Source organism: Arthrobacter sp. UYNi723, from assembly GCF_054057635.1.
Window position 1 is genome coordinate 76,446 of record NZ_JBSRZM010000010.1, and the last position, 24,017, is coordinate 100,462.

The window sequence follows — 24,017 nt, forward strand, 5'->3', positions numbered from 1 at the left end:
ATTCATCGGCTGAGTCCAAGGCGGCCGCCATTGGACTTGTCCTGAAACCTACCCCTTGGTGGGCGGTGAATCAATGGATGCCACCATTGGGTGCCTATTCGCCGATGAGCCCAACAAGCGTGCGCAACGCAGCATTACGGAGACCTTGGGTCCCTGGACCGGCAGCCAGGATATCCCGGCTGGACGTCCCCAGGACCTGCGGGTACGCCGCCCCGAAGGTCCGGCGCAGGTCTGCCGGGGTGGCACCCTGGGCGCCCAGTCCCGGGGCCAGGATGGGTCCGCGGACCGCCTGCAGGTCCAGGTGCAGGTCAGTCAAAGCAGACCCCACGGTGGCGCCGACGACGAGTCCAACGGACCCCAGGCCGCCGGCATAACGGCTGTTTTCTGCCGCTGCCGCCTCGACGATCCGCCGGGCCACGGAGTCGGCTCCGCCCACATGCTGCACGGAAGCCCCCTCCGGATTGGAGGTCAGCGCCAGGACAAATACGCCCCGGCCGTAGTCCGCTGCCAGGTCAAGGGCCGGGCGGAGCGACTCAAACCCCAGGTACGGGCTGAGGGTCACGGAGTCGGCTGCCAGGGACGAGCCGTCCCGCAGCCAGGCATCCGCGTAGGCAGCCATCGTGGAGCCGATGTCCCCCCGCTTGGCGTCAGCAATGGTGAGGACCTGCGCCTGCGTTGCCGCGGCCAGGACCTCTTCCAGGACTGCCATCCCGGCCGAACCGTGGCGCTCGTAGAGCGCCACCTGCGGCTTCACCGCGGCAGCGAGCGAACCGACGGCCTCCAGGACCGTCAGCGAAAACCGCCTCAGCCCTGCGGCGTCGTCGGCCAGTCCCCAGTCCTTCAGGAGTGCGGGGTGCGGGTCAATGCCCACGCACAGCGGCCCGCGGGCCGCCATGGCCGCCCCGAGCCGGGAGCCGAAGGACTCCCGGGCGGGGCTTGACGGTGTGGAGGCGGCCTCAGGCATTCTGCGAAACCGCAGACTCGGCCGCCGCGTTCTCCGCAGCTGCCTTCTGGGACGCCACCAGGGCGGCGGCGTGCTCCTGCAGGCTGGTCACCGACCATTCGTAGGTGCGCATCGCCTCGATGGCCTGCACCGCCGCGTTGAACTCGGCCACCGTGGTGATGCAGGGGATGCCGATGGAGGTCGCGGCGGCACGCAGGGCGTAGCCGTCGCTGCGGGCTTCGCCGCCGGAGGGGGTGTTGAAGACCATGTCGATCTCGCCGGCGATGACGAGGTCTGCGATGGTGCCCTCACCTTCGGCACTGCTGCCCTCGGCGACCTTGCGGACCGTGCTGGCCTGGATGCCGTTGCGGCGCAGGACGTCGGCGGTGCCGCCGGTGGAGACGATCTCAAAGCCGAGGTCCGAGAGGCGCTTGACGGCCATGATGACCGCCCGCTTGTCCCGGTTGGCCACGGAGACGAAGATCTTGCCTTCGGTGGGCAGGGCATTGTTGGCGGCTGCCTGGCTCTTGGCGAAGGCGGTGTCGAAGTGCTTGTCGATGCCCATGACTTCGCCGGTGGAACGCATCTCCGGGCCGAGCAGCGAGTCCACCACCTTGCCTTCCGGGGTGCGGAAGCGGCTGAACGGAAGCACGGCTTCCTTGACCGAGACCGGGGCGTCGAGCGGCAGTGTGGAGCCGTCGCCGGTTTCCGGCAGCATCTTGTAGGCGGTCCGGAGCTGGTGGATGGTGACGCCCGTGCCGATCAGCGCGGCTGCCTTCGCCATCTGGACGCCGGTCGCCTTGGAGACGAACGGCACGGTGCGGGAGGCACGCGGGTTGGCTTCGAGCACGTAGAGAACGTCGGAGGCCAGCGCGAACTGGATGTTGATCAGGCCGCGGACGCCCACCCCTTCGGCGATGGCGCGCGTTGCCGTGCGGACACGCTCGATCACGTTGTTGCCCAGGGTGATGGGAGGCAGGACACACGCGGAGTCGCCGGAGTGGATGCCGGCCTCCTCGATGTGTTCCATGATGCCGCCGAGGTACATGTCGGTGCCGTCGAAGAGCGCGTCGACGTCGATTTCGACGGCATCCTCCAGGAAGCGGTCGATCAGCACGGGGTGGTCCGGGGTGATTTCGGTCGCGTTGGCGATGTAGCGGGAAAGGTTGGCCTCGTCGTAGACGATTTCCATGCCGCGGCCACCGAGCACGTAGGACGGACGGACCAGGACGGGGTAGCCAATCTCGTCGGCGATCTTCTTGGCGTCGTCGAAGGACACCGCGGTGCCGTTCTTCGGGGCGATCAGCCCGGCATTGTCGAGCACGCGGGAGAACTCGCCGCGGTGCTCGGCGAGGTCGATCGCTTCCGGGGACGTGCCCAGGATGGGGACGCCGGCGTCGGCCAGCTGCTGTGCCAGCTTCAGCGGCGTCTGGCCACCGAGCTGCACAAACACACCCATCACGCCGCCGGTGCGTTCCTCGGCGGCGATGACCTCGAGGACGTCCTCAAGGGTCAGCGGCTCGAAGTACAGGCGCGTGGAGACGTCATAGTCCGTGGAGACGGTCTCCGGATTGCAGTTGACCATAACGGTCTCGTACCCGGCCTTGCGCAGCGCCATGGAGGCGTGGACGCAGGAGTAGTCGAACTCGATGCCCTGGCCGATACGGTTGGGGCCGGAGCCGAGGATCAGGATGGACGGCTTGGAGTGCAGCGCAATCTCGTCCTCCTCGTCGTAGGACGAGTAGTGGTACGGGGTGTAGGCGGCGAACTCGGCGGCGCAGGTATCTACCGTCTTGTAGACCGGACGGATCCCGAGGGCCTGCCGGACACCGCGGACCACGGCTTCGGAGTTGTGCGTGAGGGAACCGATCTGCTCGTCCGAGAAGCCGTGGCGCTTGGCGCGCTTGAGCATCTCCACGGTCAGGGCTCCGGCCTGGCGGATCTCGTGGGAGATCTCGTTGAGCAGCTGGAGCTGGTCCAGGTACCAGGGGTCGATCTTGGTGGCTTCGAACAGCTGTTCCACGGTGGCGCCGCCGAGCAGGGCACGCTGGACCTGGTGCAGGCGTTCCGTGGTGGGCCGCTTGGCCTTCTCGATCAGCTCCGGGACTTCCCATTCGGGGACGGAGCTGAAGTCCAGCTGCGAGCCCTTCTGTTCCAGGGAGCGGAGGGCCTTCTGCAGCGCTTCGGTGAAGTTGCGGCCCATGGCCATGGCTTCGCCGACGGACTTCATGGTGGTGGTGAGGGTGTCGTCCGCGGCCGGGAACTTCTCGAAGGCGAAGCGTGGAACCTTGACCACCACGTAGTCCAGCGTGGGTTCGAACGACGCCGGGGTCTTCTGCGTGATGTCGTTCGGGATCTCGTCCAGCGTGTAGCCGAGGGAGAGCTTGGTGGCGATCTTGGCGATGGCGAAGCCGGTGGCCTTGGACGCCAGGGCGGAGGACCGGGACACGCGCGGGTTCATCTCGATGACCACTACCCGGCCGGTGTCCGGCTCGATGGCGAACTGGATGTTGCAGCCGCCGGTGTCCACGCCCACCTCACGGATGACGGCGATGGAGATATCGCGCAGCCGCTGGTATTCGCGGTCGGTCAGGGTCAGCGCCGGTGCCACGGTGATGGAGTCGCCGGTGTGGACGCCCACGGGGTCGAAGTTTTCGATGGAGCAAACGACAACGACGTTGTCGTTTTTGTCGCGCATCATCTCAAGCTCGTATTCCTTCCAGCCGAGGATGCTCTCTTCGAGCAGCACCTCGGTGGTGGGGCTGTACTGCAGGCCCTGCCCGACGATGCGGCGGAGGTCGTTTTCGTTGTAGGCCAGGCCGGAGCCGAGGCCGCCCATGGTGAAGGAGGGCCGGACCACCATCGGGTAGCCGAGGTCCTCGGCGGCGGCCAAAGCCTCGTCAATGGTGTGGATGATGTGGCTGCGGGCCGATTCGGCGCCGCAGCGTTCCACCACGCCCTTGAACTTTTCGCGGTCCTCGCCGAGCTCGATGGCGGCGATGTTCGCGCCGATGAGCTCCACGTTGTACTTTGCCAGCACGCCGTTCTTGTCCAGCGCGATGGCTGTGTTCAGTGCGGTCTGGCCGCCGAGGGTGGGCAGGATCGCGTCCGGGCGCTCCTTGGCGATGATCTTCTCCACCACCTCGGGGGTAATGGGCTCGATGTAGGTGGCATCTGCGAATTCGGGGTCCGTCATGATGGTGGCCGGGTTCGAGTTCACCAGGATGACCCGCAGGCCCTCCTCCTTGAGGACACGCAGTGCCTGGGTACCGGAGTAGTCGAACTCCGCGGCCTGGCCGATGACGATCGGGCCGGAACCGATGACCAGGACGCTCTTAAGGTCAGTTCTCTTGGGCATTACTTCTTGTCCTCAGTCTTGGAATCGGTGGTGTTCTCTGCGCCGGTTTTGGTGACGGCCATCAGGTCGATGAAACGGTCAAACAGGTAAGCGGCGTCGTGCGGGCCGGCCGCGGCTTCCGGGTGGTACTGCACCGAAAAGGCGGGAATGTCCAGGCATGCGAGGCCCTCGACGACGTCGTCGTTGAGGCTGATGTGGCTGACCTCGACGCGGCCGTAGCGCTCCTCGGGAGCCTGCGTGGCGCCGTCGAGCGGCGCGTCCACGGCGAAGCCGTGGTTCTGCGAGGTGATCTCCACCTTGCCGGTGCGCCGGTCCAGGACGGGCTGGTTGATGCCGCGGTGGCCGTAGCGGAGCTTGTACGTGCCGAAGCCCAGGGCGCGTCCCAGGATCTGGTTGCCAAAGCAGATGCCGAAGTACGGCAGCTTCTCGTCCAGGACGGAGCGCAGCAGCTTGACCTGGGCGTCAGCCGTGGCGGGGTCGCCCGGTCCGTTGGACATAAAGAAGCCGTCCGGGTTGAGGGCCTTGACGTCCTCGAGGGTGGAAGTTGCCGGCAGGACATGCACGCGGACGCCGCGCTCGGCGAAGCGGACGGGGGTCATGGCCTTGATGCCGAGGTCGATCGCGGCAATGCTGAAGCGCGGCTCGCCGTCCCAGCCGTGGTCCTTGGGGTCCACCACATAGGCCTTGTCCACGCTGACTTCCTCGGCCAGGCGGGCGCCTTCCATCGGGGCGCTGGCCAGGACCGCGTCAAGGAGTTCCTTGTCCGTGGCCTTGGCGGCCGCACCCGAGAAGATGCCGGCGCGCATGGTCTTGTGCTCACGCAGGTGGCGGGTGATGGCGCGGGTGTCCACGCCCTGGATGCCGACGATCCCCTGCTCAATGAGCTCCTCGTCCAGGGAGCGTTCGGAGCGCCAGTTGGAGGGGCGGCGGGCGGCGTCGCGGACGATGTAGCCGGCCACCCAGATGCGGCGGGACTCGGCGTCGTCGCTGTTCACACCCGTGTTGCCGATGTGCGGCGCCGTCTGCACCACCAGCTGGCGGGCGTAGGAGGGGTCGGTGATGGTTTCCTGGTAGCCGGTCATGCCGGTGGCGAACACCGCCTCGCCCAGGGCAGTGCCCTGCGCGCCGTAGCTGATGCCGCGGAACATGCGGCCGTCCTCCAGGACGAATACCGCCGGTGTGGGAACGGTGGTGGAAAGGGCTGCTGGTGCCGCAGTCTCTGCTTTTGCTGTCGCTGTTTCTGTCACTGTCTTACTTTCCACTCTGGGGATCTGCCTGGGGGGCTGCGGCGATCAATTGCTGAAGGGAGTCATAGAGGGCGTCCTTGTCGGCGGCCCGGCGGGTCCGGAACCCCGTGTCGAGTTCGTGGGTCCCGAGGTCCCAGGTGAGGACCAGGAGCCCATCCTTTTCAACGAACTTGCCGGCCATTCCGCTTTCCTGCCGGACGGCGGTCAGGCTGCCGGCCGGGATGTAGAGCGCCGGGGCACCGGTTCTGTCGAAGAGGACGCCATGCGGGTACACGCTGAGAACCGCGTTGGTCCGGATCCCAAGCCTGTGCACCGCAATGCGGTCCAGCCAGTCTCCGGCGGTGGTGGACGCAACGTACTGGCCGTCGGCCCCGGCGAGCGGCACCCCGGGCGCCTCTGGCACGTCGGGCAACCGGCCGACGTCGGCCTGCCGCCTGAGGCGGTTACGCCAGCCTGCCCAGATCATCACCAGGACGACGGCGATAAGCGCGACCGTGATGAGGCCGGTGAGTAGTTTGGTGTCCATCAGGAGGCGCCTGCCGCTGCCGGTTCGCGGTACGGCGTGTTGAGCTTGCCGTCCAGGACGGTGGGGTGGCCCTTGTAGAAGGTGGACACCACCTTGCCCGGCAGCTCCAGGCCGGCGAACGGGGAGTTGCGGCCCATGGTTGCCATCTTGGCAGGGTCAACGGTCCAGCGTGCCGCCGGGTCCACCAGGATGATGTTGGCGGGTTCGCCGGCGTCCAGGGGACGGCCCTGGTCCGTCACCCGGCCGATCTGCGCCGCCGCGGTGGAGGTCACGCGGGCAAAATCGGCCCAGGTCATGAGGCCGGTTTCGATCATGGTGTGCTGCACTACGGACAGTGCGGTTTCCAGCCCGGTCATGCCCATCGCGGCCTGCGCCCACTCGCATTCCTTGTGCTCGCTCGGGTGCGGGGCGTGGTCCGTGCCCACCACGTCGATGGTGCCGTCCGCCAGGCCGGCGCGCAGTGCCTGCACATCTGCATCCGTCCGCAGCGGCGGGTTGACCTTGTAGACGGGGTTGTAGCTGCGGACCAGGTCGTCAGTGAGCAGGAGGTGGTGCGGGGTGACTTCGGCGGTGACGTTGATGCCGCGTTCCTTGGCCCAGCGGATGATCTCCACGGAGCCGGCGGTGGAGACGTGGCAGACGTGCAGTCGGGAGTCCACATGCTGCGCCAGCAGGACGTCACGGGCGATGATGCTTTCCTCGGCGACCGCCGGCCAGCCGGTGAGTCCCAGGACGGCGGAGACGGCGCCCTCGTTCATCTGGGCTCCGGCGGTAAGGCGGGGTTCCTGCGCGTGCTGGGCCACCACGCCGTCGAACGCCTTGACGTACTCCAGGGCGCGGCGCATGAGCACGGGATCGTGGACGCAGATGCCGTCGTCGGAGAACATGCGGACCTGGGCGCGGGAATCTGCCATGGCGCCGAGTTCGGCGAGCTGCTCGCCGGCCAGGCCGACGGTCACGGCGCCGACGGGACGGACGTCCACCCAGCCGGCCGCGCGGCCCAGGCTGTGGACCTGTTCCACCACACCGGCGGTATCCGCCACCGGGTTGCTGTTGGCCATGGCGTGGACCGCGGTGAAGCCGCCCAGGGCGGCGGCGCGGGTGCCGGTCTCTACGGTTTCGGCATCTTCGCGGCCGGGTTCGCGCAGGTGTGTGTGCACGTCCACCATGCCGGGCAGTGCCACCAGGCCGGCGGCTTCGATGACGGTGGCGCCGTCCGCGTTTTTGTGGGTGGCAGCGGCTGCGCCCCGGGCGGCGATGACGCCGTCACTGATTAGCAGGTCCTCTGCCCCTGCGCCCAGGATCGATGCACCGCGGATCAGGTAGGTTCCGTTGTTCTCTGCCATCAGTTGCTCTCCTTGGTAGAATGGGCGGCGTTTGAACGCGCTGCATTGGTGTGGGCTGAGTTGGTGCGGGCTGTGTTGGTGGCCGCGCCCACGGAGGCGGCTGGTTCGCGGGTATCCCCGGAGAGCAGCAGATAGAGGGTGGCCATCCGGACCGAGACGCCGTTGCGCACCTGTGCAAGCACGGTGGAACGGGGCGAGTCGGCGGCGGCGGAAGAAATCTCCAGGCCACGGTTCATGGGTCCGGGATGCATGATGATGGTGTCCTTCAGTCCCAGGCTGTCCAGGGCCCGGAGCCGGTTGTCATCAAAGCCCCAGCGGCGCGAGTATTCGCGGGTGGAGGGGAAGAACGAGGCGTTCATCCGCTCGCCCTGCACGCGCAGCATCATCACGGCGTCCACACCCTGCGCCAGGGTGTCGTCCATGTCGTAGCTGACCTTGCACGGCCAGTGTTCGACGCCGATGGGCAGCAGGGTGGGTGGCGCCACGAGGGTGACTTCGGCGCCGAGCGTGCGGAGCAGCCAGACGTTGGAGCGGGCCACGCGGGAGTGCAGGACGTCCCCGGCGATGGCTACGCGCATGCCTTTGAGGTCCGCCCCGGTCGAGGCGGATCCCGCCAGCTTTGACCAGTGCCGGCGCATGGTGAAGGCATCCAGGAGGGCCTGCGTGGGGTGTTCGTGGGTGCCGTCGCCGGCGTTGATGACGGCGGCGTCGATCCAGTCCGTCGCCGCAAGCCGGTGCGGCGCGCCCGAGGCCCAGTGGCGGATCACGACGGCGTCCGCACCCATGGCTGCGAGCGTCTGGGCTGTGTCCTTGAGGGATTCGCCCTTGGAGACGGAGGAGCCCTTCGCGGCGAAGTTGATGACGTCGGCGGACAGCCTCTTGGCGGCCGCTTCGAAAGAGATCCGCGTGCGGGTTGAGTCTTCGAAGAAGAGGTTCACCACGGTGCGGCCGCGGAGGGCCGGGAGCTTCTTGACTTCGCGGTCCCCTACGGCAGCCATTTCCTCGGCGGTGTCGAGGATGCGGATGGCGTTGGCCAGGCTGAGGTCTTCGGTGGAGAGGAGGTGTTTCACGCCCCGCCCTCGATAACTACTTCGTTGACTACGGAACCGTCGGCGGCGGTGTCGGTTTCCTCCAGGCGGACCCGGACCTTCTCGGCGGACGAGGTGGGCAGGTTCTTGCCCACGTGGTCGGCCCGGATGGGCAGCTCACGGTGGCCGCGGTCGATCAGCACAGCGAGCCGGACGATCCGCGGACGGCCGAGGTCGATGATGGCGTCAAGGGCGGCACGGATGGTGCGGCCGGAATACAGGACATCATCGATGAGCACCACAACCTTGTTGTCGATTCCCGTGCGCGGGAGCTGTGTGGGGTACGGCGGCCTGGTGGGCTGGTGGGAGAGGTCGTCGCGGAACATGGTGACGTCCAGCTGCCCGACAATGGCGGTGGCGTCCACGGTTGGGTCCGCGGCCGCAATCTTGTGTGCGAGGCGGACGGCCAGCGGATAGCCGCGGCGCGGAATGCCCAACAGGACCAGGTCCTTGGACCCTTTGTTGGCCTCAAGGATCTCGTGGGCGATTCGAGTGAGTGCACGGTCAATGTCCGCCTGATTGAGGACAACCCTGGCTGGAACCGGTGCGTTAGTGACAGAAGTCAAACTCTCGTCTCCCCTTTCCCCGCCTCACGGGACGGAATTAAAAAAGGATCATTTGCGTTTCAAAATTACCACATCGGCAGGGGCATCATAGGCTTCCAGTATGTCCATGCACCCTCATCAGCCGTGTTCCGGCCATGCCCGTGGGCCAGCCGGCCCACCGGATCCTTTCCCCACGCAGGCCAACCCCAGCTGGATGGGCCGGGTTGAACCGGAGTACTACCGTCCTGCGCCCGGAACCAACGCAGCCCAGCTGCCGCCGCTGGGGCCTCCGCAGGCAACCCTGGCAGGCCGGCGGCCCGCAGGCCTCCTGGCACTCACGGTAGGCGGCGCCGCCCTGGTCTTCCTGAGCTTGTTCCTGGTGGTGCCCTTCCTGCTGGCCAACACCGGCGTGGGCGGCTTCCTGGTGGGCTTTGTGGTGTCGCTGATCCCGCTGTCCGCGGTGCTCCTTGCCGTCTACCTGATCGACCGGTGGGAACCGGAACCCAAGCGGCTCCTGCTCTTCGCATTCACCTGGGGCGCGGCGGTGTCCATCGCGGTCACGCTGCTGGTCCAGCCGTTCTTTGCCCTGACCTTCCAGTTCAGCGATGTGGCGGACTTCCAGACGTTTATGGCCACCGTCCAGGCGCCCGTGGTGGAGGAGTTCGCGAAGTCCCTGGGCCTGCTGCTGATCCTGCTGCTGGCGCGCAAACACTTCGACGGTCCGGTGGACGGCATAGTCTTCGCCTTCACCATCTCCGGCGGCTTCGCGTTCACCGAAAACATCCTCTACTTCGGGCGGGCCATCGCCGAATCCGCCAACCCGGGAACGGATCTGGCCCAGATCTTCCTCCTCCGCGGCGTGATGTCGCCCTTCGCCCATGCCATTTTCACGGGAACCACCGGCCTCATCATGGGTTTCGCTGCCCGCCGCTGGCACTCCGGGGCCTCGGTGCTGGCCTTTGTCATCGGACTGATCCCGGCGATGCTGCTGCATAACCGGTGGAACAGCATGGGCGCGGGGTTCCTGGCCGAGTACATCCTGATCCAGGTGCCCATCTTTGTGCTGGCTGTTGTGGGCATCTTCCTCCTCCGCGTCGCTGAAAACCGGCTCACGCGCCAACGGCTGATGGAATATTCCGCGGCTGGCTGGTTCAGCCCCGCCGAGGTGGAACTGCTGGCCACCCCGCGCGGCCGGCGGACCGCCCTGCAGTGGGCGGCTGGCTATAACCGCCGCCCGCAGATGAAGGCGTTCCTGCACTCTGCCACCCAGCTCGCCTTCATCCGGCAGCGCATCCTCAGCGGCCGCGACGTCCGGCTGCACCAGATGGAGGAACAGCAGCAACTGCAGCGGATTCTGTCGTTGCGCGCCGCCGTCGCGGGCTGACGCAGAAGGGACCGGCACCACCGTTTGGGTGGTGCCGGTCCCTTCCGTCACAACGTGCTGTTCAGGCGGGTCCTGCTCAGGCGAGCAGCGAGGGCTTCAGCTGCTGCAGCCGGCCGAGGAGGCCGTTAATGAACGACGGCGATTCATCCGTTGAGAGCGTCTTGGACAGTGCCACTGCCTCACTGACCGCGACACCGTCGGGAACGTCGTCGTTGTACAGCAGTTCCCAGGTGCCGATGCGCAGGATGATGCGGTCCACCGAAGGCATACGTTCCAGGGTCCAGCCTTGGGAATAGGTCTCGAGAAATTCGTCGATGGCGGTCTGCTGTGAGACGACGCCTTCCACGATTTCCAAGGTGTACGGGTTCACGATCTGGTCTGTCAGTTCGCGCCGGGACCTGAGTACATCGAAGGCGGAAACCGAGCGCTGCTCGGCTTCGAAGAGGACATCCAGTGCCCTGTTTCGGGCCTTACCGCGTGCGCTCACTACTCGCTGACCCGGCCGAGGTAGCTGCCGTCGCGGGTGTCGACCTTGACCTTGGTGTTGTTCTCGACGAACAAAGGCACCTGGATCTCGTAGCCGGTTTCCAGGGTTGCGGGCTTGGTGCCGGCGGAGGAGCGGTCGCCCTGCAGGCCAGGCTCGGTGTAGGTGATCTCGAGGACAACGCTGGCCGGAAGTTCGATGTAGAGCGGGTTGCCTTCGTGGATGGCGATGTTCACCATCTGGTTCTCCAGCATGAAGTTGGTGGCGTCGCCAACAGTGGCGCCCGAGACGGTGAGCTGGTCGAAGTCCGAGGTGTCCATAAACACGAAGTCGGCGCCGTCCTGGTACAGGTACTGGTAGTCCCGGCGGTCAACCGTGGCGGTCTCGATCTTAAGGCCGGCGTTGAACGTCTTGTCTACAACTTTGCCGGACATCACGTTCCGCATCTTGGTCCGCACAAACGCGCCACCTTTGCCGGGCTTGACGTGCTGGAATTCAATGATGTTCCAGAGCTGGCCCTCGAGCTTAAGGACCGTTCCGTTCTTGATGTCGTTAGTGGTTGCCACTGGTATCCTCTGGTTTCTATCTGTCTGGTCAGTTGTCAGACGTTCTATGCCGGCCAGGCATGCCGAACGGCCTGCCAGCGCGTGTTTATCAAAAATCCAAGAACCATTCTACCGGTAAAACCCGGGCGGCTTGCGTCCGGGCCTCCCGGCCACCCACCTCAGAACCGGATAGGCGTGTCAGCAGGCGAGATCCAGGACGTCGCGGGCCCGCTGAAGGGCAACGGTGGACGAGTAGATCTGCGCGGCATCAGCCGATTGCGCAACCCGAAGATCCAGTGCCCGGGCAAAGGCTTCCACCGCGGCGGACGTGTGACCGGCGGCGTACTGGGTCTTGCCCAGGTATTGCAGTACCAGTGCTTCACGGTCAGTCCCTTGGAACTCCGCCAGCAACTGCCGGAACAGTTCAAGGGCGCGGTCCGTGCGGTGTGAGACACGCAGCACCTCGGCCTCGAACGTGCGGAGCCGGAAGGACTCGGGGTCCTTGAAGCGGGCCTCCGCGAGCAGTTCGGCCGCCTCCGCAGCATGCCCTTCCACGATCAGGACGAAAATCTGGTCTGACGGGTCCGCGGACGCCGCCAGGGCCGCGCGGCAGGCATCCTCGTTGACGATCTCCGGCAGCAGGGAGACCGGGTTGATCCGGATTCCGGAGAAGCCAGCCTCGGGCCAGTCGCTGGTGCCCGCCACGTCGCCCTGCATCAGGAGGCGATTTCCTGGTAGGCCGCGAAGAGCAGGGACGTGTCCGGGACATCCAGGATGCCCGGCTTGGCGATGCCGTCCAGGACCACAAAGCGCAGGAGGTCCCCGCGTGATTTCTTGTCCCGCCGCATGCCGTCCAACAGCCCCTGCCAGCGGTCCCGCCGGTATGTGACCGGGAGGCCCAGTGTTTCCAGGATGCTGCGGTGGCGGTCGGCGTCGACGTCGCTGAGCCGGCCAACGCTGCGGGCCAGTTCAGCGGCGAACATCATGCCCACCGACACGGCCGCGCCATGCCGCCAGGAGTACCGCTCCACCAGTTCAATGGCGTGGGCCAGGGTGTGGCCGTAGTTCAGGATTTCGCGCAGCCCGGATTCCTTGAGGTCTTCCGAAACCACTTTGGCCTTGACCGCGATGGCGCGTTCAATGAGTTCGCGCAGGGCGTCCGATCCGGGGTCGGTGGCCGCCGCGGGGTCCTTTTCGATCAGGTCAAGGATGGCCGGATCTGCGATGAAGCCGCATTTAATGACTTCAGCCATGCCGGAAATGATTTCATTCCTGGGCAAGGTGTTCAGCGTGTCCAGGTCCACCAGCACGCCGGCCGGCGGGTGGAAGGAGCCCACCAGGTTCTTGCCCTCAGCCGTGTTGATGCCGGTCTTTCCACCCACAGAAGCATCCACCATGCCCAGCAGGCTGGTGGGCATGTGGATGACCTTCACGCCGCGGAGCCAGGTAGCCGCCACAAAACCGGCCAGGTCGGTGACGGCCCCGCCGCCCACTGCCACGATGGCGTCCGAGCGCGTGAAATCGTTCTGGCCCAGGACCTGCCAACAGAAAGCGGCAACCTGGATGTGCTTGCCTTCCTCGGCGTCCGGGATTTCCGCGGTCAGCGAGGTGAAACCCGCTGCAGCCAGCTCATCGCGGACCGTGTCACCGGTGAGCCGCAACGCACGGGGATGGATGACCAGCACACGCCGGACCCGCTCCCCCAGCAACGCCGGAAGGTTCCCCAGCAGACCGCGGCCAACTACGACGTCGTAATTCTGCCCAGCGGATTCGCCGGTGACCTTGATGACTGTTGAATCGACGCTCAATTTTCAACTTCCTGTTTGGCGGCCGCGTAATCACGCAGCGCAACTTCGAGCCGGTGTCCCAGCTCGCTGACCGAGCCATGGCGGACATCCACCACAAGGTCGGCCAGCCGTTCGTAAACGGGTTTCCTGGTAATAAACAGAGCGGACCATCGGGCCATGGCATCGCCGGCGAGCAGCGGCCGGCCCGAGTTCCGGGCGATGCGGACGGCCACGGTTTCCTCATCACATTCGAGGTACACCACAGTGCAGCGGCCCAGGAGCTGCTGCGTGCCGGAATCCAGCACGGCGCCGCCACCCAAGGAAATCACGCTGGCCGCGCCTTCTGAATGCTCCACCGCGCTGGCTACGGTCCGGGCCTCAATCTCCCGGAACGCGTGCTCGCCGCGGCCGGCAAAAATGGAAGCGATGCTGCCATGGGCGTCCACGATCAGATTATCCGTATCGACGAAGGGCACGTCCAGCAGCTTGGCCAACTCGTGCCCGATCGCGGACTTTCCCACCGCCATGGGTCCGATGAGGACAATGGGCCGGTTGCCAGGCACACCGGCCTTACGGCTCCCGGGCACTAGTGGCCGATCGAGTCCAGGGATGCCGGAATGTTGTCCAGGTAACCCTTGATGTTGCGGGCGGTCTCCGCCACGGAGTCACCGCCGAACTTTTCGGTGACGGCTTCCGCCAGGACCAGCGCCACCATCGCCTCGGCCACAACACCTGCGGCCGGCACGGCACAGACGTCCGAGCGCTGGTGGTGGGCCTTGGAAGGCTCCCCCGTGCTGACATCGACCGTGCGCAGGGCGCGGGGCACCGTGGCGATGGGCTTCATGGCTGCACGCACGCGCAGCACGTCGCCGATGCTCATGCCGCCTTCAATGCCGCCGGCGCGGTTGCTGGTACGGATGATCTTGCCGTCCGCGTCCTTGACGATTTCGTCGTGGGCGGCCGAACCACGGCGTGCGGCGGTGCGGAATCCGTCGCCGACTTCGACGCCCTTGATGGCCTGGATGCCCATCAGGGCGGCCGCGAGGCGCGAATCAAGCCTGCGGTCCCAGTGGACGTAACTGCCCAGTCCTGGCGGCAGTCCGTACGCGAGGACCTCCACCACACCGCCCAGGGTTTCGCCTTCCTTGTGGGCGGCGTCAACTTCGGCCACCATGGCATCGGAGGTCTCGCGGTCAAAACAGCGCAAAGGATCGGCGTCGAGCGCAATCACGTTGGCCGGAACGGGCAGCGGACGGCCCTCGGGCACGGTCACGCTGGCGATGGAGACGGTGTGGCTGACCAGTTCGATGCCGAGCGCCTTGAGAAACTGGGACGCCACGGTGCCCATGGCAACCCGCGTGGCGGTCTCCCGGGCGCTGGCGCGTTCCAGGACGGGCCGGGCCTCGGTGAACCCGTACTTCTGCATCCCGGTGAAGTCTGCGTGGCCCGGACGGGGCCGGGTCAGCGGTGCGTTGCGGGCCTGGTCCGCCAGGATTTCCGGATCCACCGGATCTGCAGCCATGATCTGCTCCCACTTGGGCCATTCGGTGTTGGCGACCTGGACGGCCACTGGACCGCCCTGGGTCAGGCCGTGGCGGACGCCGCCGAGAATGGTCACGACGTCCTGCTCGAACTTCATCCGTGCGCCCCGGCCGTAGCCAAGACGGCGGCGTGCCAATGAATCGGCGATCTGCCCGCTGGTGAGTTCAACACCGGCGGGGACGCCTTCAATAATTCCCATCAGGGCCGGACCATGGGATTCACCGGCAGTCAACCAACGCAACATAATTTCCATCCTGCCACGTATGGCGGTCAGAACGCCCGTCGGGGAAGGCCGACTGAGTCGCACATCACATCTATGACAGCTGCATTAACGTCGTCACCGCGGCCGGTGAACAGGCGTACCTGTTCCACCGCCTGGTACAACAACATTTCGAGCCCGGGCACCACCGCGCCGCCGCCGGACTGCCACACCGACGCAATCTCGCTGGGCCACGGATCATAGGCCACGTCCAGGAGGACCCCGGGTGTTCCGGTTCCCAACGCGGCGATCTCCGCTGCCAGACCGTCCGCTGCGCGCGGCGGAAGCGTGGAAATTACGACGTCGGCACTTGCCGTCGGAACGGCAGCTTCCGTCAGTGGCCGGACGACGATGGAAAGGCCTACTCCGGCCGCGGCGGCGCGTGCTTCGTCGGCCCGGGAGGTATCCCTGACGAACACCTGGGCGTGCTGCGTGCCCAGATCCTTCAGCGCGGCCACTGCGGCTGCGGCCGTTCCCCCTCCGCCCAGGACCACGGCGGCGGGGCTGGCCGCCACCCCGGCGTTCAGGACAGCGTTGACGATGCCGGCGACGTCGGTGTTGTAGCCGACGCGCCTGACGGAGCCGAGGTCTTCCTCGAAGGCGACGGTGTTGACCACGCCCAGCGTCCGTGCCACACCGCGGACTTCGTCCACTTCGGCAACCATGCCCGATTTCAGGGGCATGGTGACTGAGAGCCCCCGCCAGCCCTGCTGCGTCCTGACCTGTTCCATAAAGGCGGGCAGCGCCTGCTCGGTCAGGTCCAGGGCCGTGTAGCCGATGTCCATCCCGAGTTTGCGGTAGGCCGCCAGGTGCAGGGCCGGGGACTTGGAGTGGCTGATCGGATGGCCCAGGACGGCGGCCCGGAGACTCATGCGCAGCGGCCCACGTTGGCCGTACACCAGGTGTTGTATTGCTCAACGTAGCCGAGATGTTCGGCCAGCGTCTTGGAGAACTTGGTTTCCTTGGTGTCCAGGTTGATGGTTACCCAGTACAGGTAGTCGTTGGCCTTGGGCTTCGCAGCAGCGTCAATAGCTCTCTTGCCCGGGGACCCGATGGGGCCCGGCGGTAGGCCCGGGTTGGCGTAGGTGTTGTAGAGGTTGGACTTGTCCTGGCGCTCTTCATCGGTGAAGTTGAAGCTTTTGGTGCCCAGCCCGTACGTCACGGCCGAATCGACCTGCAGGTAACCGGAGGTCTGGTCATTCGGCTTGAGGCGGTTGTAGATGGCTCCTGCAACATCGCCGTACTCAGCCTGGCCGCCTTCGGCCTGCACAATGCTCGCAACGATCACAGCTTCATACTGCTTCGCCGGATCGGTGATGCCCTGTGCCACAAGTTCGTCGGTGGTTCCCTTGACCAGTGACTGGAGGATGTCCTTGGCCGGTGTGCCGAGCGGGAACCGGTACTCCCCCGGAGCGAGGTAGCCCTCAAGGTTCTTGGCGTTGGCCGGAAGGCCAAACTGTGCGGGGGCGTCGCTGAATGCCTTCAGCTGCTGAAGCGACACACCGGAGCCCTCGGAGATGGCCTGCAGCGACTCGCCGACCCTGAGACCGGCATTTAAGGCGAAGTAGATGACCTTGCTCTTGTCGGTGCCGAGCAGGACGCTGACGGCGTCGGAGTTCTTCATCTCCATCTTGAATGCGTAATCCCCCGGCGACAACGTTCCGCCGGAAGACGAAAATGCCTGCAGGAAAGTGTCCGCGTTGGCCACTACTTTGCCGCTTTCCAGTTTGGTGGCCACGGAGCGGGTACCTTCGCCGGGCTGGACAGAAACAATGACTTCGCCCGTGCCGGGACCGGGGTAGTCGGCCGCTTTGTCGTTTCCAAGCAGGGGCTTCAGGAATTGCGCGCCCACGGCGATCGCTGCCACGAAGACGACAAGGGTCAGGAACAGGGCCAGGAGGCGGCGCCGCCGCCGCACCTTCTTGGAGGGCTTCGCCACTACGGAAACCGCGGCTGCGCCGGCGAACAGGCCGGTGTCGGGGTGGTGATCATCAGGGTAGTGGTCATCGGCATGGTGATCATCATGGTGTTCTTCGTCCGGATAGTGGTGCCCGGCTTCATGGAGCGCTTCGTCAGGGTGGTGGTGCCCGGCGTCGTGCGCTTCATAAAAGTGCTGGTCTTCGGGGTGGTATTCCTGAACCTGGGCGTTATCCGGCTGGTGGTCTGCGGCCGGACCAGGGTCCTGGATGGAAGGCGGCGTTTCCGGGACTGTGGGAATAGCCGGCTCCGGATCCGGTTCAGGCGCCTGAACAGGTTCGGGCGCCCGGACCGGAACGGGGGCAGGCGCCGGAGCGGGCGCAGCTTCGGGAACAGGAGCCGTGGCAGGTGCGGGCGCATCCTGCCCTGTTTCGTAGGCCTGCTCGGGAACCACATCGCTGCTTCCCGTGTGCTTCTCCAGGGCGCGGAGCTCTTTTCGGGTCAGCGGCCTGGCTCCATCGTTGCTCGTGGCGCCATAGGCGTCGTCGTTATTGGACGGGCTCACTGTAGCCTTCCGTGTTCTGAGATCGGGTCGTGCCTTCCGGGGCCGCATGCTCGGGCTGAACTGCCGAACCTGCTCCGGATGGCCGAGTACGGGGCGGCGCGGTCACGCGGCTGCCAACGTCCGTTCCCCTGGCTTTTTGCATGTCGATGGCGTGCTGGAGGATGCCTGCCGCCGCGACCTGATCCACCACTTTACGGTGGTTCCGGCTGCTCATGCCAGCTTCGTGCAGGTTACGGTGCGCCGTAACACTGCTCAAGCGCTCGTCCACCAGGTTGACTGGAACATCCATTTCCCGGGCAACGAACTCCGCGACCAGCAGTTCGGCGTAATCGGTGGCCATCCTGGCAGAGGCGTGCTCCTCGCCCTTCATGGTCCGTGGCAGCCCCACGAAGACCTGGACGGCGCCCAGTTCCCCAGCGAGGGACGCGATGACGCGCACGTCGGAATTCTTCTTGACGTTGCGGTCCAGGGTCTTGTGCGGAGTGGCCAGGATTTCGTCCCGGTCGCAGATGGCGACGCCCACGCGGACGGTGCCGACGTCTACCCCCAGTTTGATGCCCTGGGGGTAGACGGCGGCGCCAGCGGATTCTGTCACGGGTTCCCTAGCGCCGGGAGATGGCGTCCACAACGGCGGCCAGCGCCGGTGCGACCTTGGCGGCGTCCGTGCCGCCACCTTGGGCGACGTCGTCCTTGCCGCCGCCGCCGCCGCCGAGGATTCCGGCCGCGAGCCGGACCAGGGCCCCGGCCTTCACGCCGGCTTCCCGGGCTGCCTCGTTGGTGGCCACCAGGATCATGGGCCGGTCATTGCTGACACCGGCCACTGCCACGGTGGATGCTGCCGAACCGAGGCGGTTGCGCAGGTCGAGGGCAAGGTTGCGGATGTCGTCAGCGCCGCCGATCTGGCCGGCGTCGTGTGCGATGACCTGGACGCCGGCTGCGTCCCGGGCTGTGCCCACGAGGTTTCCGGCCGCCGCGGCGATCTGTTCCTTGCGCAGGCGGTCGAGTTCCTTCTCCGTGGCCTTGAGCTTGTTCAGCGTGCTGGCGATTCTGTCCGCGAGCTGACCGGAAGGCACTTTGAGCATCTCGGTCAGTTCAGTCACCAGGGCGCGCTCGGCGGCCAGGTGGCGGAAAGCATCCATGCCCACGAACGCCTCCACACGGCGGTTTCCTGAACCGACTGACTGCTCGCCGAGCAGCGACAGGCTGCCGATCAAGGACGTGTTGGGTACGTGCGTGCCGCCGCAGAGTTCCCGGGACCACGCGCCGTCGATCTCCACAACACGAACTTCGCTGCCGTAGTTTTCGCCGAAGAGCGCCATGGCGCCCAGCGCCTTGGCCTCCGCCAGGCCCATGATCTTCGTGTCCACGCGGAAGTTGTTGCGGATGGCGAGGTTGGAGACTTCCTCGATTTCCGAACGCGTGGCGGTGCTGAGGCCTTCGCCCCAGGCGAAGTCGAAGCGCAGGTAGCCGGCCTTGTTGTAGGAACCACGCTGGGTGGCTTCGGGGCCGAGGATCTGGTGCAGCGCGGCATGGACGATGTGCGTGCCGGTGTGGGCCTGCTCGGCGGCGTGGCGCCGCTCGCGGTCCACGGCTGCGCGGACCAGTGAGTCGGAGCCGATCTCCCCTTCGCGGACGATTGCCTTGTGGACGCTCAGTCCCTTGATGGGGCGTTGGACGTCCAGGACCTCGACGACGAATCCGTCACCGGTGATGAGGCCGGTGTCAGCCGACTGGCCGCCTGCCTCAGCGTAGAACGGGGTCTCCGCCAGGACGAGTTCAATCTCGTCGCCGGTGGCGGCGTGCCCCACGTGCTGTCCGCGGCTGAGGATGCCCCGGACCCGGGACTCACCATCCAGCTCGGTGTAACCGGTGAAGACAGTCTCGCCCTGCGCCAGCAGTTCCTGGAAGGCGCTGAGATCGGCGTGGCCGCCCTTCTTGCCCTTGGCGTCCGCCTGGGCACGCTGGCGCTGCTCGAGCATCAGTCTGCGGAATTCCGGCTCATCGACCTTGAGCCCGGCTTCCTCTGCCATCTCCAGGGTGAGGTCGATCGGGAAGCCGTAGGTGTCGTGCAGGGCGAAGGCATCGGCACCGGACAGCGGCGTGCCGGCGGCCTTGGACTCCGTTACGGCGTCTTCGAGGCGGGCGGTACCTGAAGCGATGGTGCGCAGGAAGGCCCGCTCTTCGGCGTAGGCGATCCGGCTGATGCGGTCAAAGTCCGTCGCCACGATGGGGTAGACGCCCTTCATGGCATCGCGTGAGGCGGGGAGCAGGTCCGGCAGGCAGGCCTTTTCGACGCCGAGCAGGCGCATGGAACGCACGGCGCGGCGGATCAGGCGGCGCAGGACGTAGCCGCGGCCCTCGTTGGACGGAGTCACACCGTCGGCGATCAGCATAAGGGCCGAACGGATGTGGTCACCGACAACGCGCATGCGAACGTCGTCCGTGTGGTGCGGGTCCTCAGGTGTTTCGGCCGAGGTGTACTCCCGGCCCGACAGCTCGGCAGCCCTGTCGATCACAGGCCGGACCTGGTCTGTCTCGTACATGTTCTCGACGCCCTGCAGGATCATCGCGAGGCGCTCCATGCCGAGGCCGGTATCGATGTTCTTTTTGGGCAGCTCGCCGACGACGTCGAAGTCGTCCTTCGAGCGGACGTTGTCGATCTGGTACTGCATGAACACCAGGTTCCAGATTTCAACGTAGCGGTTTTCGTCGGCGATGGGACCGCCCTCGACGCCGTAGGCAGGGCCCCGGTCGTAGTAGATCTCCGAGCAGGGGCCTGCCGGGCCCGGTTGGCCGGTGTGCCAGTAGTTGTCGGCCTTGCCCATACGCTGGATGCGCTCGGACGGGACGCCGGTGTTTGTGAGCCACAGCTCCTTGGCTTCGTCGTCCTCTTCGTAGACCGTCACCCACAGCAGTTCCGGCGGCAGGCCGTAGCCGCCGTCGTCCACGCTCGTGGTGAGCAGCTCCCAGGCGTACTTGATGGCGTCTTCCTTGAAGTAATCACCGAAGGAGAAGTTGCCGCACATCTGGAAGAAGGTGCCGTGGCGGGCGGTCTTGCCCACCTCCTCGATGTCACCGGTGCGGATGCATTTCTGGACGCTGGTGGCCCGGGCGAAAGGGGCCTCTTCTCGGGCAGTCAGGTACGGGATGAACGGGACCATGCCGGCCACGGTGAACAGGAGGGAGGGGTCGCTGGAGACCAGCGAGGCGGAGGGAACCGCTGTGTGTCCTTTGCTGACAAAAAAGTCCACCCAGCGCTTTGTGATCTCCTGCGACTTCATGAGCTGATTACATACCCTTCTCGGTTCACGCGTTATGCCACGCATGACTTAGTGATTCAGACGGCAGTGCCGGCAAGCGGCGGCTGCTGGTTTAATTCTCGCGCGTTCTTCCCGCGTTCAGCGTCGGGCTACGTCCTGGGAATCGACCCCGAGGGCGGCCCGCAGATCGGTCTCGCGCTCATGCATTCCGGCACGCACGGCGTCGGCGAAGTTGTATACGCCGTCAGCTAGCCGGCCCACCGCGCGGTTCAGGCCCTCGGGCCCCAGGTTGGACTGGGCTTCGGTGACCTTGCGGAACGCGATGACTCCGATGGCCACGCCGATTCCCATCCAGACAAATCGTTTCATTTCAGTTTCTCCGGTGGCTTAGCGGCTGCGGCGGCCGGGGGCGGGCTTCTTGCGGTTGGCCAGTGCTGAGCGCACGCCGTAACTGAAGGCCGCCACCTTGATCAGCGGTGAACCGACTGTCGCTGCAACGAGTGATGACAGCGCCGAAAGGTTTGCCGACGCATCCGAAACGTTGGAGGTGATGCCATCCACTTTCTTCAGCTGCTGGTTGGTGGTGGACACAGTCGCGGTGACTTCGTCCATCAGGGGCGTGGCGCCATCACTGAGGGAGCGGATGGAGGTCCGAATTTCCTCCAGCACACTGCCGAGCTTCAGGATGGGCACGGCGAGCAGCAGCACCAGGAGCGCGAACACCCCGGCTGCGATCAGGCCGGCAATATCGCCACCAGACATAGACGTTCATCTCCTTGAAACTGACGTGGATCTTTTACCTCCGCGCGCACGCTGCCTTGATGCGTTCCGCAGATGTCCCCCAAGTACCTTACATACAAAGAAGCCCGTGGCGCTTGCCACGGGCTTCTTTGGATACGCTGCTGGGATTTAGCGTGCGTAGAATTCGACGACGAGCTGCTCTTCGCAGGTTACGGGAACCTCGGAGCGCTTCGGGCGACGGACCAGGCGGGCCTGCAGGGCGTCAAGCTTGACGTCCAGGTAGGCCGGAACCTGGGGCAGGACGTCGCGGTGTGCGCCGGCTGCTGCAACCTGGAGCGGAACCATGGTTTCGCTGCGGGTGTGGACGTGGACAAGCTGGCCTTCGCTGACGCGGAAGGACGGGCGGTCAACGCGGATGCCGTCAACCATGATGTGGCGGTGCACAACGAGCTGGCGGGCCTGGGCGATGGTGCGGGCGAAGCCGGCACGCAGCACGAGGGCGTCGAGACGCATTTCGAGCAGTTCGATCAGGTTTTCACCGGTCAGGCCCTTGGTGCGGCGGGCTTCTTCGAAGGCGCGGGTCATCTGGGCTTCGCGGATGCCGTACTGGGCGCGCAGACGCTGCTTTTCGCGCAGACGTACGGCGTAGTCGGAGTCCTGCTTCTTGCGGGCACGGCCATGCTCACCGGGGCCGTACGGGCGGCGCTCCATGTACTTGGCGGCCTTGGGGGTCAGAGCAATGCCGAGTGCACGCGAGAGGCGTGCTGTACGGCGAGCACGAGTGTTGTTAGCCACTTGTGTCCTTCCAATATCTGCGGTGTGTCAGTGTTACTGGCCTCCATAATGGAGAGCATCGGCCAACCGCTGCCTTTTGCTACTGGGCACAGGGCTACCCCAACGAAACAGCAGAAATACTGAAGGATGGGGAGATTGCGTCCGCGCCTTGCCAGACAACGAACAATCTTAGCAGGATTCGGCTGCATTCCCACACTCCGCCGGCCGCTCCGGCCGCCGCTTCCCCGCGTCACTCCGGTGGCATCACTGCCCGGGTCCACTCCACCGCCGGCGCCGGTCAGTTGCCGCGGATGATCTTGCGCAGGCGTTCGAGGCGCAAGGCGATGTCCCGTTCCGCGCCGTTGGCGGTGGGCTCGTAGTAGTCCCGACCCACCAGATCATCCGGCGGGTACTGCTGGCTGGCCACGGAATGGGGGGCATCGTGGGCGTACTTGTAGCCGAGCCCGTGGCCCAGCTGCTTGGAGCCGGGGTAGTGCGCATCACGCAGGTGCGCCGGGATCCCGTTGCCCAGGCCGGCACGGACATCAGCGACGGCCTTGTTGATTCCCATGTACGCGGCATTGGATTTCGGCGCGGTGGCCAGATGCACCACGGCCTCGGCCAGGACGATCCGCCCCTCGGGCATGCCGATCAGCTGGACTGCCTGGGCGGCGGCGACCGCCGTCTGCAGCGCTGTGGGGTCCGCCATTCCCACGTCTTCCGCCGCGGAAATCACGATGCGCCGGGCAATGAACCTCGGGTCCTCCCCTGCCTCCAGCATCCTGGCAAGGTAGTGCAGTGCGGCGTCCACGTCGGAGCCGCGGACCGATTTGATGAATGCGCTGGCGACATCGTAATGCTGGTCCCCGGCGCGGTCGTAGCGCACGGCAGCCACATCCAGCGCGCGTTCGGTGTGCTTGAGTTCCACGGTGACCAGCGAGTCGGCAGCGGCGTCGTCCGCATCGCCGAAGGCCACGCCCGCTGCTGCTTCGAGGGCAGTCAGTGCACGGCGCGCGTCGCCGCCTGCGAGCCGGACGAGGTGCGCCATGGCCTCGCCGCTGAGCTCCACTTTCGCGTTCAGGCCGCGATCGTCCGCCACGGCGCGCTGCAGGAGCCCTTCAATATCCGCCTCCGTGAGCGGTTTCAAAGTGAGCAAGAGGGAACGGGACAGCAGCGGCGAGACCACCGAAAAGGACGGGTTTTCCGTGGTTGCTGCTACGAGCACCACCCAGCGGTTTTCGACGCCGGGCAGCAGGGCATCCTGCTGGGCCTTGTTGAAGCGGTGGATCTCGTCGAGGAAAAGCACAGTGGTGGTCTTGTACAGGTCCCGCGCTGTCAGGGCTTCGTCCATAACCCGCCGGACGTCCTTGACGCCTGCGGTGATGGCGGACAGCTCCACGAACTTCCGCCCCTTGCCCTTGGCGATCACGTGCGCGAGCGTGGTTTTTCCGGTCCCGGGCGGTCCCCAGAGGATCAGCGAGCTGGGGCCTGCGGGGCCCAGGGCGTCGGTGCCGGCCGCCAGCTGCCGTAACGGCGATCCCTGCCCCAGCAGGTGCTGCTGGCCCACCACGTCATCCAGGGTGCGTGGCCGCATCCGGACGGCCAAGGGACTGCGGGGCGCGGCGGTACGGCCGGACGACGACGGTTCGTCAGTGTCGTCGTCGTCATTGCCATGCCCTTGGGCGAAGAGATCATCCACATAGATA

22 protein-coding genes are annotated in these 24,017 nt (G+C 66.0%); 1 reads left to right on the forward strand and 21 read right to left on the reverse strand.

The annotated features are described in order from the left end of the window. Positions 1 to 94 precede the first annotated feature (94 nt). The 7 genes from pyrF to pyrR are packed head-to-tail and all read right to left on the reverse strand — an operon-like array spanning position 95 to position 9,074. The gene (gene pyrF / locus ACVWY0_RS09985) at positions 95 to 964 is read right to left on the reverse strand and encodes an orotidine-5'-phosphate decarboxylase (RefSeq protein WP_485836559.1); all 870 of its coding nucleotides are present in this window, start codon (positions 962 to 964) and stop codon (positions 95 to 97) included. Beyond that, complete coding sequence (carB, locus tag ACVWY0_RS09990; RefSeq protein ID WP_485836560.1) at positions 957 to 4,301, reverse strand: carbamoyl-phosphate synthase large subunit; 3,345 nt, start codon at positions 4,299 to 4,301, stop codon at positions 957 to 959. The genes pyrF and carB overlap by 8 nt, the downstream gene beginning before the upstream one ends. Continuing rightward, positions 4,301 to 5,572, reverse strand: a complete 1,272-nt coding sequence (gene carA, locus ACVWY0_RS09995; protein ID WP_485836606.1) for a glutamine-hydrolyzing carbamoyl-phosphate synthase small subunit — start codon at positions 5,570 to 5,572, stop codon at positions 4,301 to 4,303. The genes carB and carA overlap by 1 nt, the downstream gene beginning before the upstream one ends. Next, positions 5,553 to 6,074: a PH-like domain-containing protein gene (locus ACVWY0_RS10000; RefSeq protein WP_485836561.1), complete on the reverse strand. Its 522-nt coding sequence runs from the start codon at positions 6,072 to 6,074 to the stop codon at positions 5,553 to 5,555. The genes carA and ACVWY0_RS10000 overlap by 20 nt, the downstream gene beginning before the upstream one ends. Next, the gene (locus tag ACVWY0_RS10005) at positions 6,074 to 7,420 is read right to left on the reverse strand and encodes a dihydroorotase (protein ID WP_485836562.1); all 1,347 of its coding nucleotides are present in this window, start codon (positions 7,418 to 7,420) and stop codon (positions 6,074 to 6,076) included. The genes ACVWY0_RS10000 and ACVWY0_RS10005 overlap by 1 nt, the downstream gene beginning before the upstream one ends. Beyond that, positions 7,420 to 8,490 (reverse strand): aspartate carbamoyltransferase catalytic subunit, encoded by a 1,071-nt coding sequence (locus ACVWY0_RS10010; protein WP_485836563.1) that lies wholly within the window; start codon positions 8,488 to 8,490, stop codon positions 7,420 to 7,422. The genes ACVWY0_RS10005 and ACVWY0_RS10010 overlap by 1 nt, the downstream gene beginning before the upstream one ends. Further along, positions 8,487 to 9,074, reverse strand: a complete 588-nt coding sequence (gene pyrR / locus ACVWY0_RS10015) for a bifunctional pyr operon transcriptional regulator/uracil phosphoribosyltransferase PyrR (protein ID WP_056340241.1) — start codon at positions 9,072 to 9,074, stop codon at positions 8,487 to 8,489. Before pyrR ends, ACVWY0_RS10010 begins: the two co-directional genes overlap by 4 nt. 100 nt (positions 9,075 to 9,174) lie before the next feature. Between pyrR and ACVWY0_RS10020 the strand changes: the two genes are divergently transcribed. Continuing rightward, entirely contained in the window at positions 9,175 to 10,437 is a 1,263-nt protein-coding gene (locus tag ACVWY0_RS10020) for a PrsW family intramembrane metalloprotease (protein WP_485836564.1), read from the forward strand. A 76-nt stretch (positions 10,438 to 10,513) separates the two neighbouring features. Here ACVWY0_RS10020 and nusB read toward each other — a convergent pair whose 3' ends face one another. The 14 genes from nusB to ACVWY0_RS10090 all read right to left on the reverse strand — a co-directional run bounded on the left by nusB (position 10,514) and on the right by ACVWY0_RS10090 (position 24,010). After that, positions 10,514 to 10,924, reverse strand: a complete 411-nt coding sequence (gene nusB, locus ACVWY0_RS10025; RefSeq protein ID WP_056340263.1) for a transcription antitermination factor NusB — start codon at positions 10,922 to 10,924, stop codon at positions 10,514 to 10,516. Then, positions 10,924 to 11,487 (reverse strand): elongation factor P, encoded by a 564-nt coding sequence (gene efp, locus ACVWY0_RS10030; RefSeq protein ID WP_485836565.1) that lies wholly within the window; start codon positions 11,485 to 11,487, stop codon positions 10,924 to 10,926. The genes nusB and efp overlap by 1 nt, the downstream gene beginning before the upstream one ends. A gap of 177 nt (positions 11,488 to 11,664) precedes the next feature. After that, positions 11,665 to 12,183, reverse strand: a complete 519-nt coding sequence (locus tag ACVWY0_RS10035; RefSeq protein WP_485836566.1) for a tetratricopeptide repeat protein — start codon at positions 12,181 to 12,183, stop codon at positions 11,665 to 11,667. Beyond that, on the reverse strand, positions 12,183 to 13,274 hold the full coding sequence (gene aroB, locus ACVWY0_RS10040) for a 3-dehydroquinate synthase (RefSeq protein ID WP_252614582.1): 1,092 nt from the start codon (positions 13,272 to 13,274) through the stop codon (positions 12,183 to 12,185). The genes ACVWY0_RS10035 and aroB overlap by 1 nt, the downstream gene beginning before the upstream one ends. After that, on the reverse strand, positions 13,271 to 13,816 hold the full coding sequence (locus ACVWY0_RS10045; protein ID WP_485836567.1) for a shikimate kinase: 546 nt from the start codon (positions 13,814 to 13,816) through the stop codon (positions 13,271 to 13,273). The genes aroB and ACVWY0_RS10045 overlap by 4 nt, the downstream gene beginning before the upstream one ends. A gap of 23 nt (positions 13,817 to 13,839) precedes the next feature. After that, entirely contained in the window at positions 13,840 to 15,039 is a 1,200-nt protein-coding gene (aroC, locus tag ACVWY0_RS10050) for a chorismate synthase (RefSeq protein WP_485836568.1), read from the reverse strand. Between the two features lie 26 nt (positions 15,040 to 15,065). After that, entirely contained in the window at positions 15,066 to 15,926 is an 861-nt protein-coding gene (locus tag ACVWY0_RS10055; RefSeq protein ID WP_485836569.1) for a shikimate dehydrogenase, read from the reverse strand. Then, the gene (gene mltG, locus ACVWY0_RS10060; RefSeq protein ID WP_485836570.1) at positions 15,923 to 17,536 is read right to left on the reverse strand and encodes an endolytic transglycosylase MltG; all 1,614 of its coding nucleotides are present in this window, start codon (positions 17,534 to 17,536) and stop codon (positions 15,923 to 15,925) included. The genes ACVWY0_RS10055 and mltG overlap by 4 nt, the downstream gene beginning before the upstream one ends. After that, the gene (gene ruvX, locus ACVWY0_RS10065) at positions 17,520 to 18,131 is read right to left on the reverse strand and encodes a Holliday junction resolvase RuvX (protein ID WP_485836571.1); all 612 of its coding nucleotides are present in this window, start codon (positions 18,129 to 18,131) and stop codon (positions 17,520 to 17,522) included. The genes mltG and ruvX overlap by 17 nt, the downstream gene beginning before the upstream one ends. Before the next feature lie 7 nt (positions 18,132 to 18,138). Then, positions 18,139 to 20,817 carry an alanine--tRNA ligase gene (alaS, locus tag ACVWY0_RS10070; RefSeq protein ID WP_485836572.1) on the reverse strand — a complete coding sequence of 893 codons (2,679 nt, stop codon included), beginning with the start codon at positions 20,815 to 20,817 and terminating at the stop codon, positions 18,139 to 18,141. A gap of 117 nt (positions 20,818 to 20,934) precedes the next feature. Then, a complete protein-coding gene (locus ACVWY0_RS10075) occupies positions 20,935 to 21,165 on the reverse strand; it encodes a DUF6167 family protein (RefSeq protein WP_485836573.1) in 231 nt (76 codons plus the stop codon). Between the two features lie 18 nt (positions 21,166 to 21,183). Next, a complete protein-coding gene (locus ACVWY0_RS10080; RefSeq protein WP_252565549.1) occupies positions 21,184 to 21,558 on the reverse strand; it encodes a DUF948 domain-containing protein in 375 nt (124 codons plus the stop codon). A gap of 147 nt (positions 21,559 to 21,705) precedes the next feature. Further along, complete coding sequence (gene rpsD, locus ACVWY0_RS10085; RefSeq protein ID WP_058932352.1) at positions 21,706 to 22,332, reverse strand: 30S ribosomal protein S4; 627 nt, start codon at positions 22,330 to 22,332, stop codon at positions 21,706 to 21,708. 277 nt (positions 22,333 to 22,609) lie between these two features. Continuing rightward, the gene (locus ACVWY0_RS10090; RefSeq protein ID WP_485836574.1) at positions 22,610 to 24,010 is read right to left on the reverse strand and encodes a replication-associated recombination protein A; all 1,401 of its coding nucleotides are present in this window, start codon (positions 24,008 to 24,010) and stop codon (positions 22,610 to 22,612) included. Between the last annotated feature and the right edge of the window lie 7 nt (positions 24,011 to 24,017).

What these genes read in the sequence shown, in the direction of transcription:
- carB (WP_485836560.1), bottom strand. Translation starts at nt 4,301, where the DNA reads ATGCCCAAGAGAACTGACCTTAAGAGCGTCCTGGTCATCGGTTCCGGC.
- ACVWY0_RS10020 (WP_485836564.1), top strand. Translation starts at nt 9,175, where the DNA reads ATGTCCATGCACCCTCATCAGCCGTGTTCCGGCCATGCCCGTGGGCCA.
- pyrF (WP_485836559.1), bottom strand. Translation starts at nt 964, where the DNA reads ATGCCTGAGGCCGCCTCCACACCGTCAAGCCCCGCCCGGGAGTCCTTC.
- aroC (WP_485836568.1), bottom strand. Translation starts at nt 15,039, where the DNA reads ATGTTGCGTTGGTTGACTGCCGGTGAATCCCATGGTCCGGCCCTGATG.
- ACVWY0_RS10075 (WP_485836573.1), bottom strand. Translation starts at nt 21,165, where the DNA reads ATGAAACGATTTGTCTGGATGGGAATCGGCGTGGCCATCGGAGTCATC.
- ACVWY0_RS10000 (WP_485836561.1), bottom strand. Translation starts at nt 6,074, where the DNA reads ATGGACACCAAACTACTCACCGGCCTCATCACGGTCGCGCTTATCGCC.
- alaS (WP_485836572.1), bottom strand. Translation starts at nt 20,817, where the DNA reads ATGAAGTCGCAGGAGATCACAAAGCGCTGGGTGGACTTTTTTGTCAGC.
- ACVWY0_RS10080 (WP_252565549.1), bottom strand. Translation starts at nt 21,558, where the DNA reads ATGTCTGGTGGCGATATTGCCGGCCTGATCGCAGCCGGGGTGTTCGCG.
- ACVWY0_RS10005 (WP_485836562.1), bottom strand. Translation starts at nt 7,420, where the DNA reads ATGGCAGAGAACAACGGAACCTACCTGATCCGCGGTGCATCGATCCTG.
- ACVWY0_RS10055 (WP_485836569.1), bottom strand. Translation starts at nt 15,926, where the DNA reads ATGAGTCTCCGGGCCGCCGTCCTGGGCCATCCGATCAGCCACTCCAAG.
- ACVWY0_RS10035 (WP_485836566.1), bottom strand. Translation starts at nt 12,183, where the DNA reads ATGCAGGGCGACGTGGCGGGCACCAGCGACTGGCCCGAGGCTGGCTTC.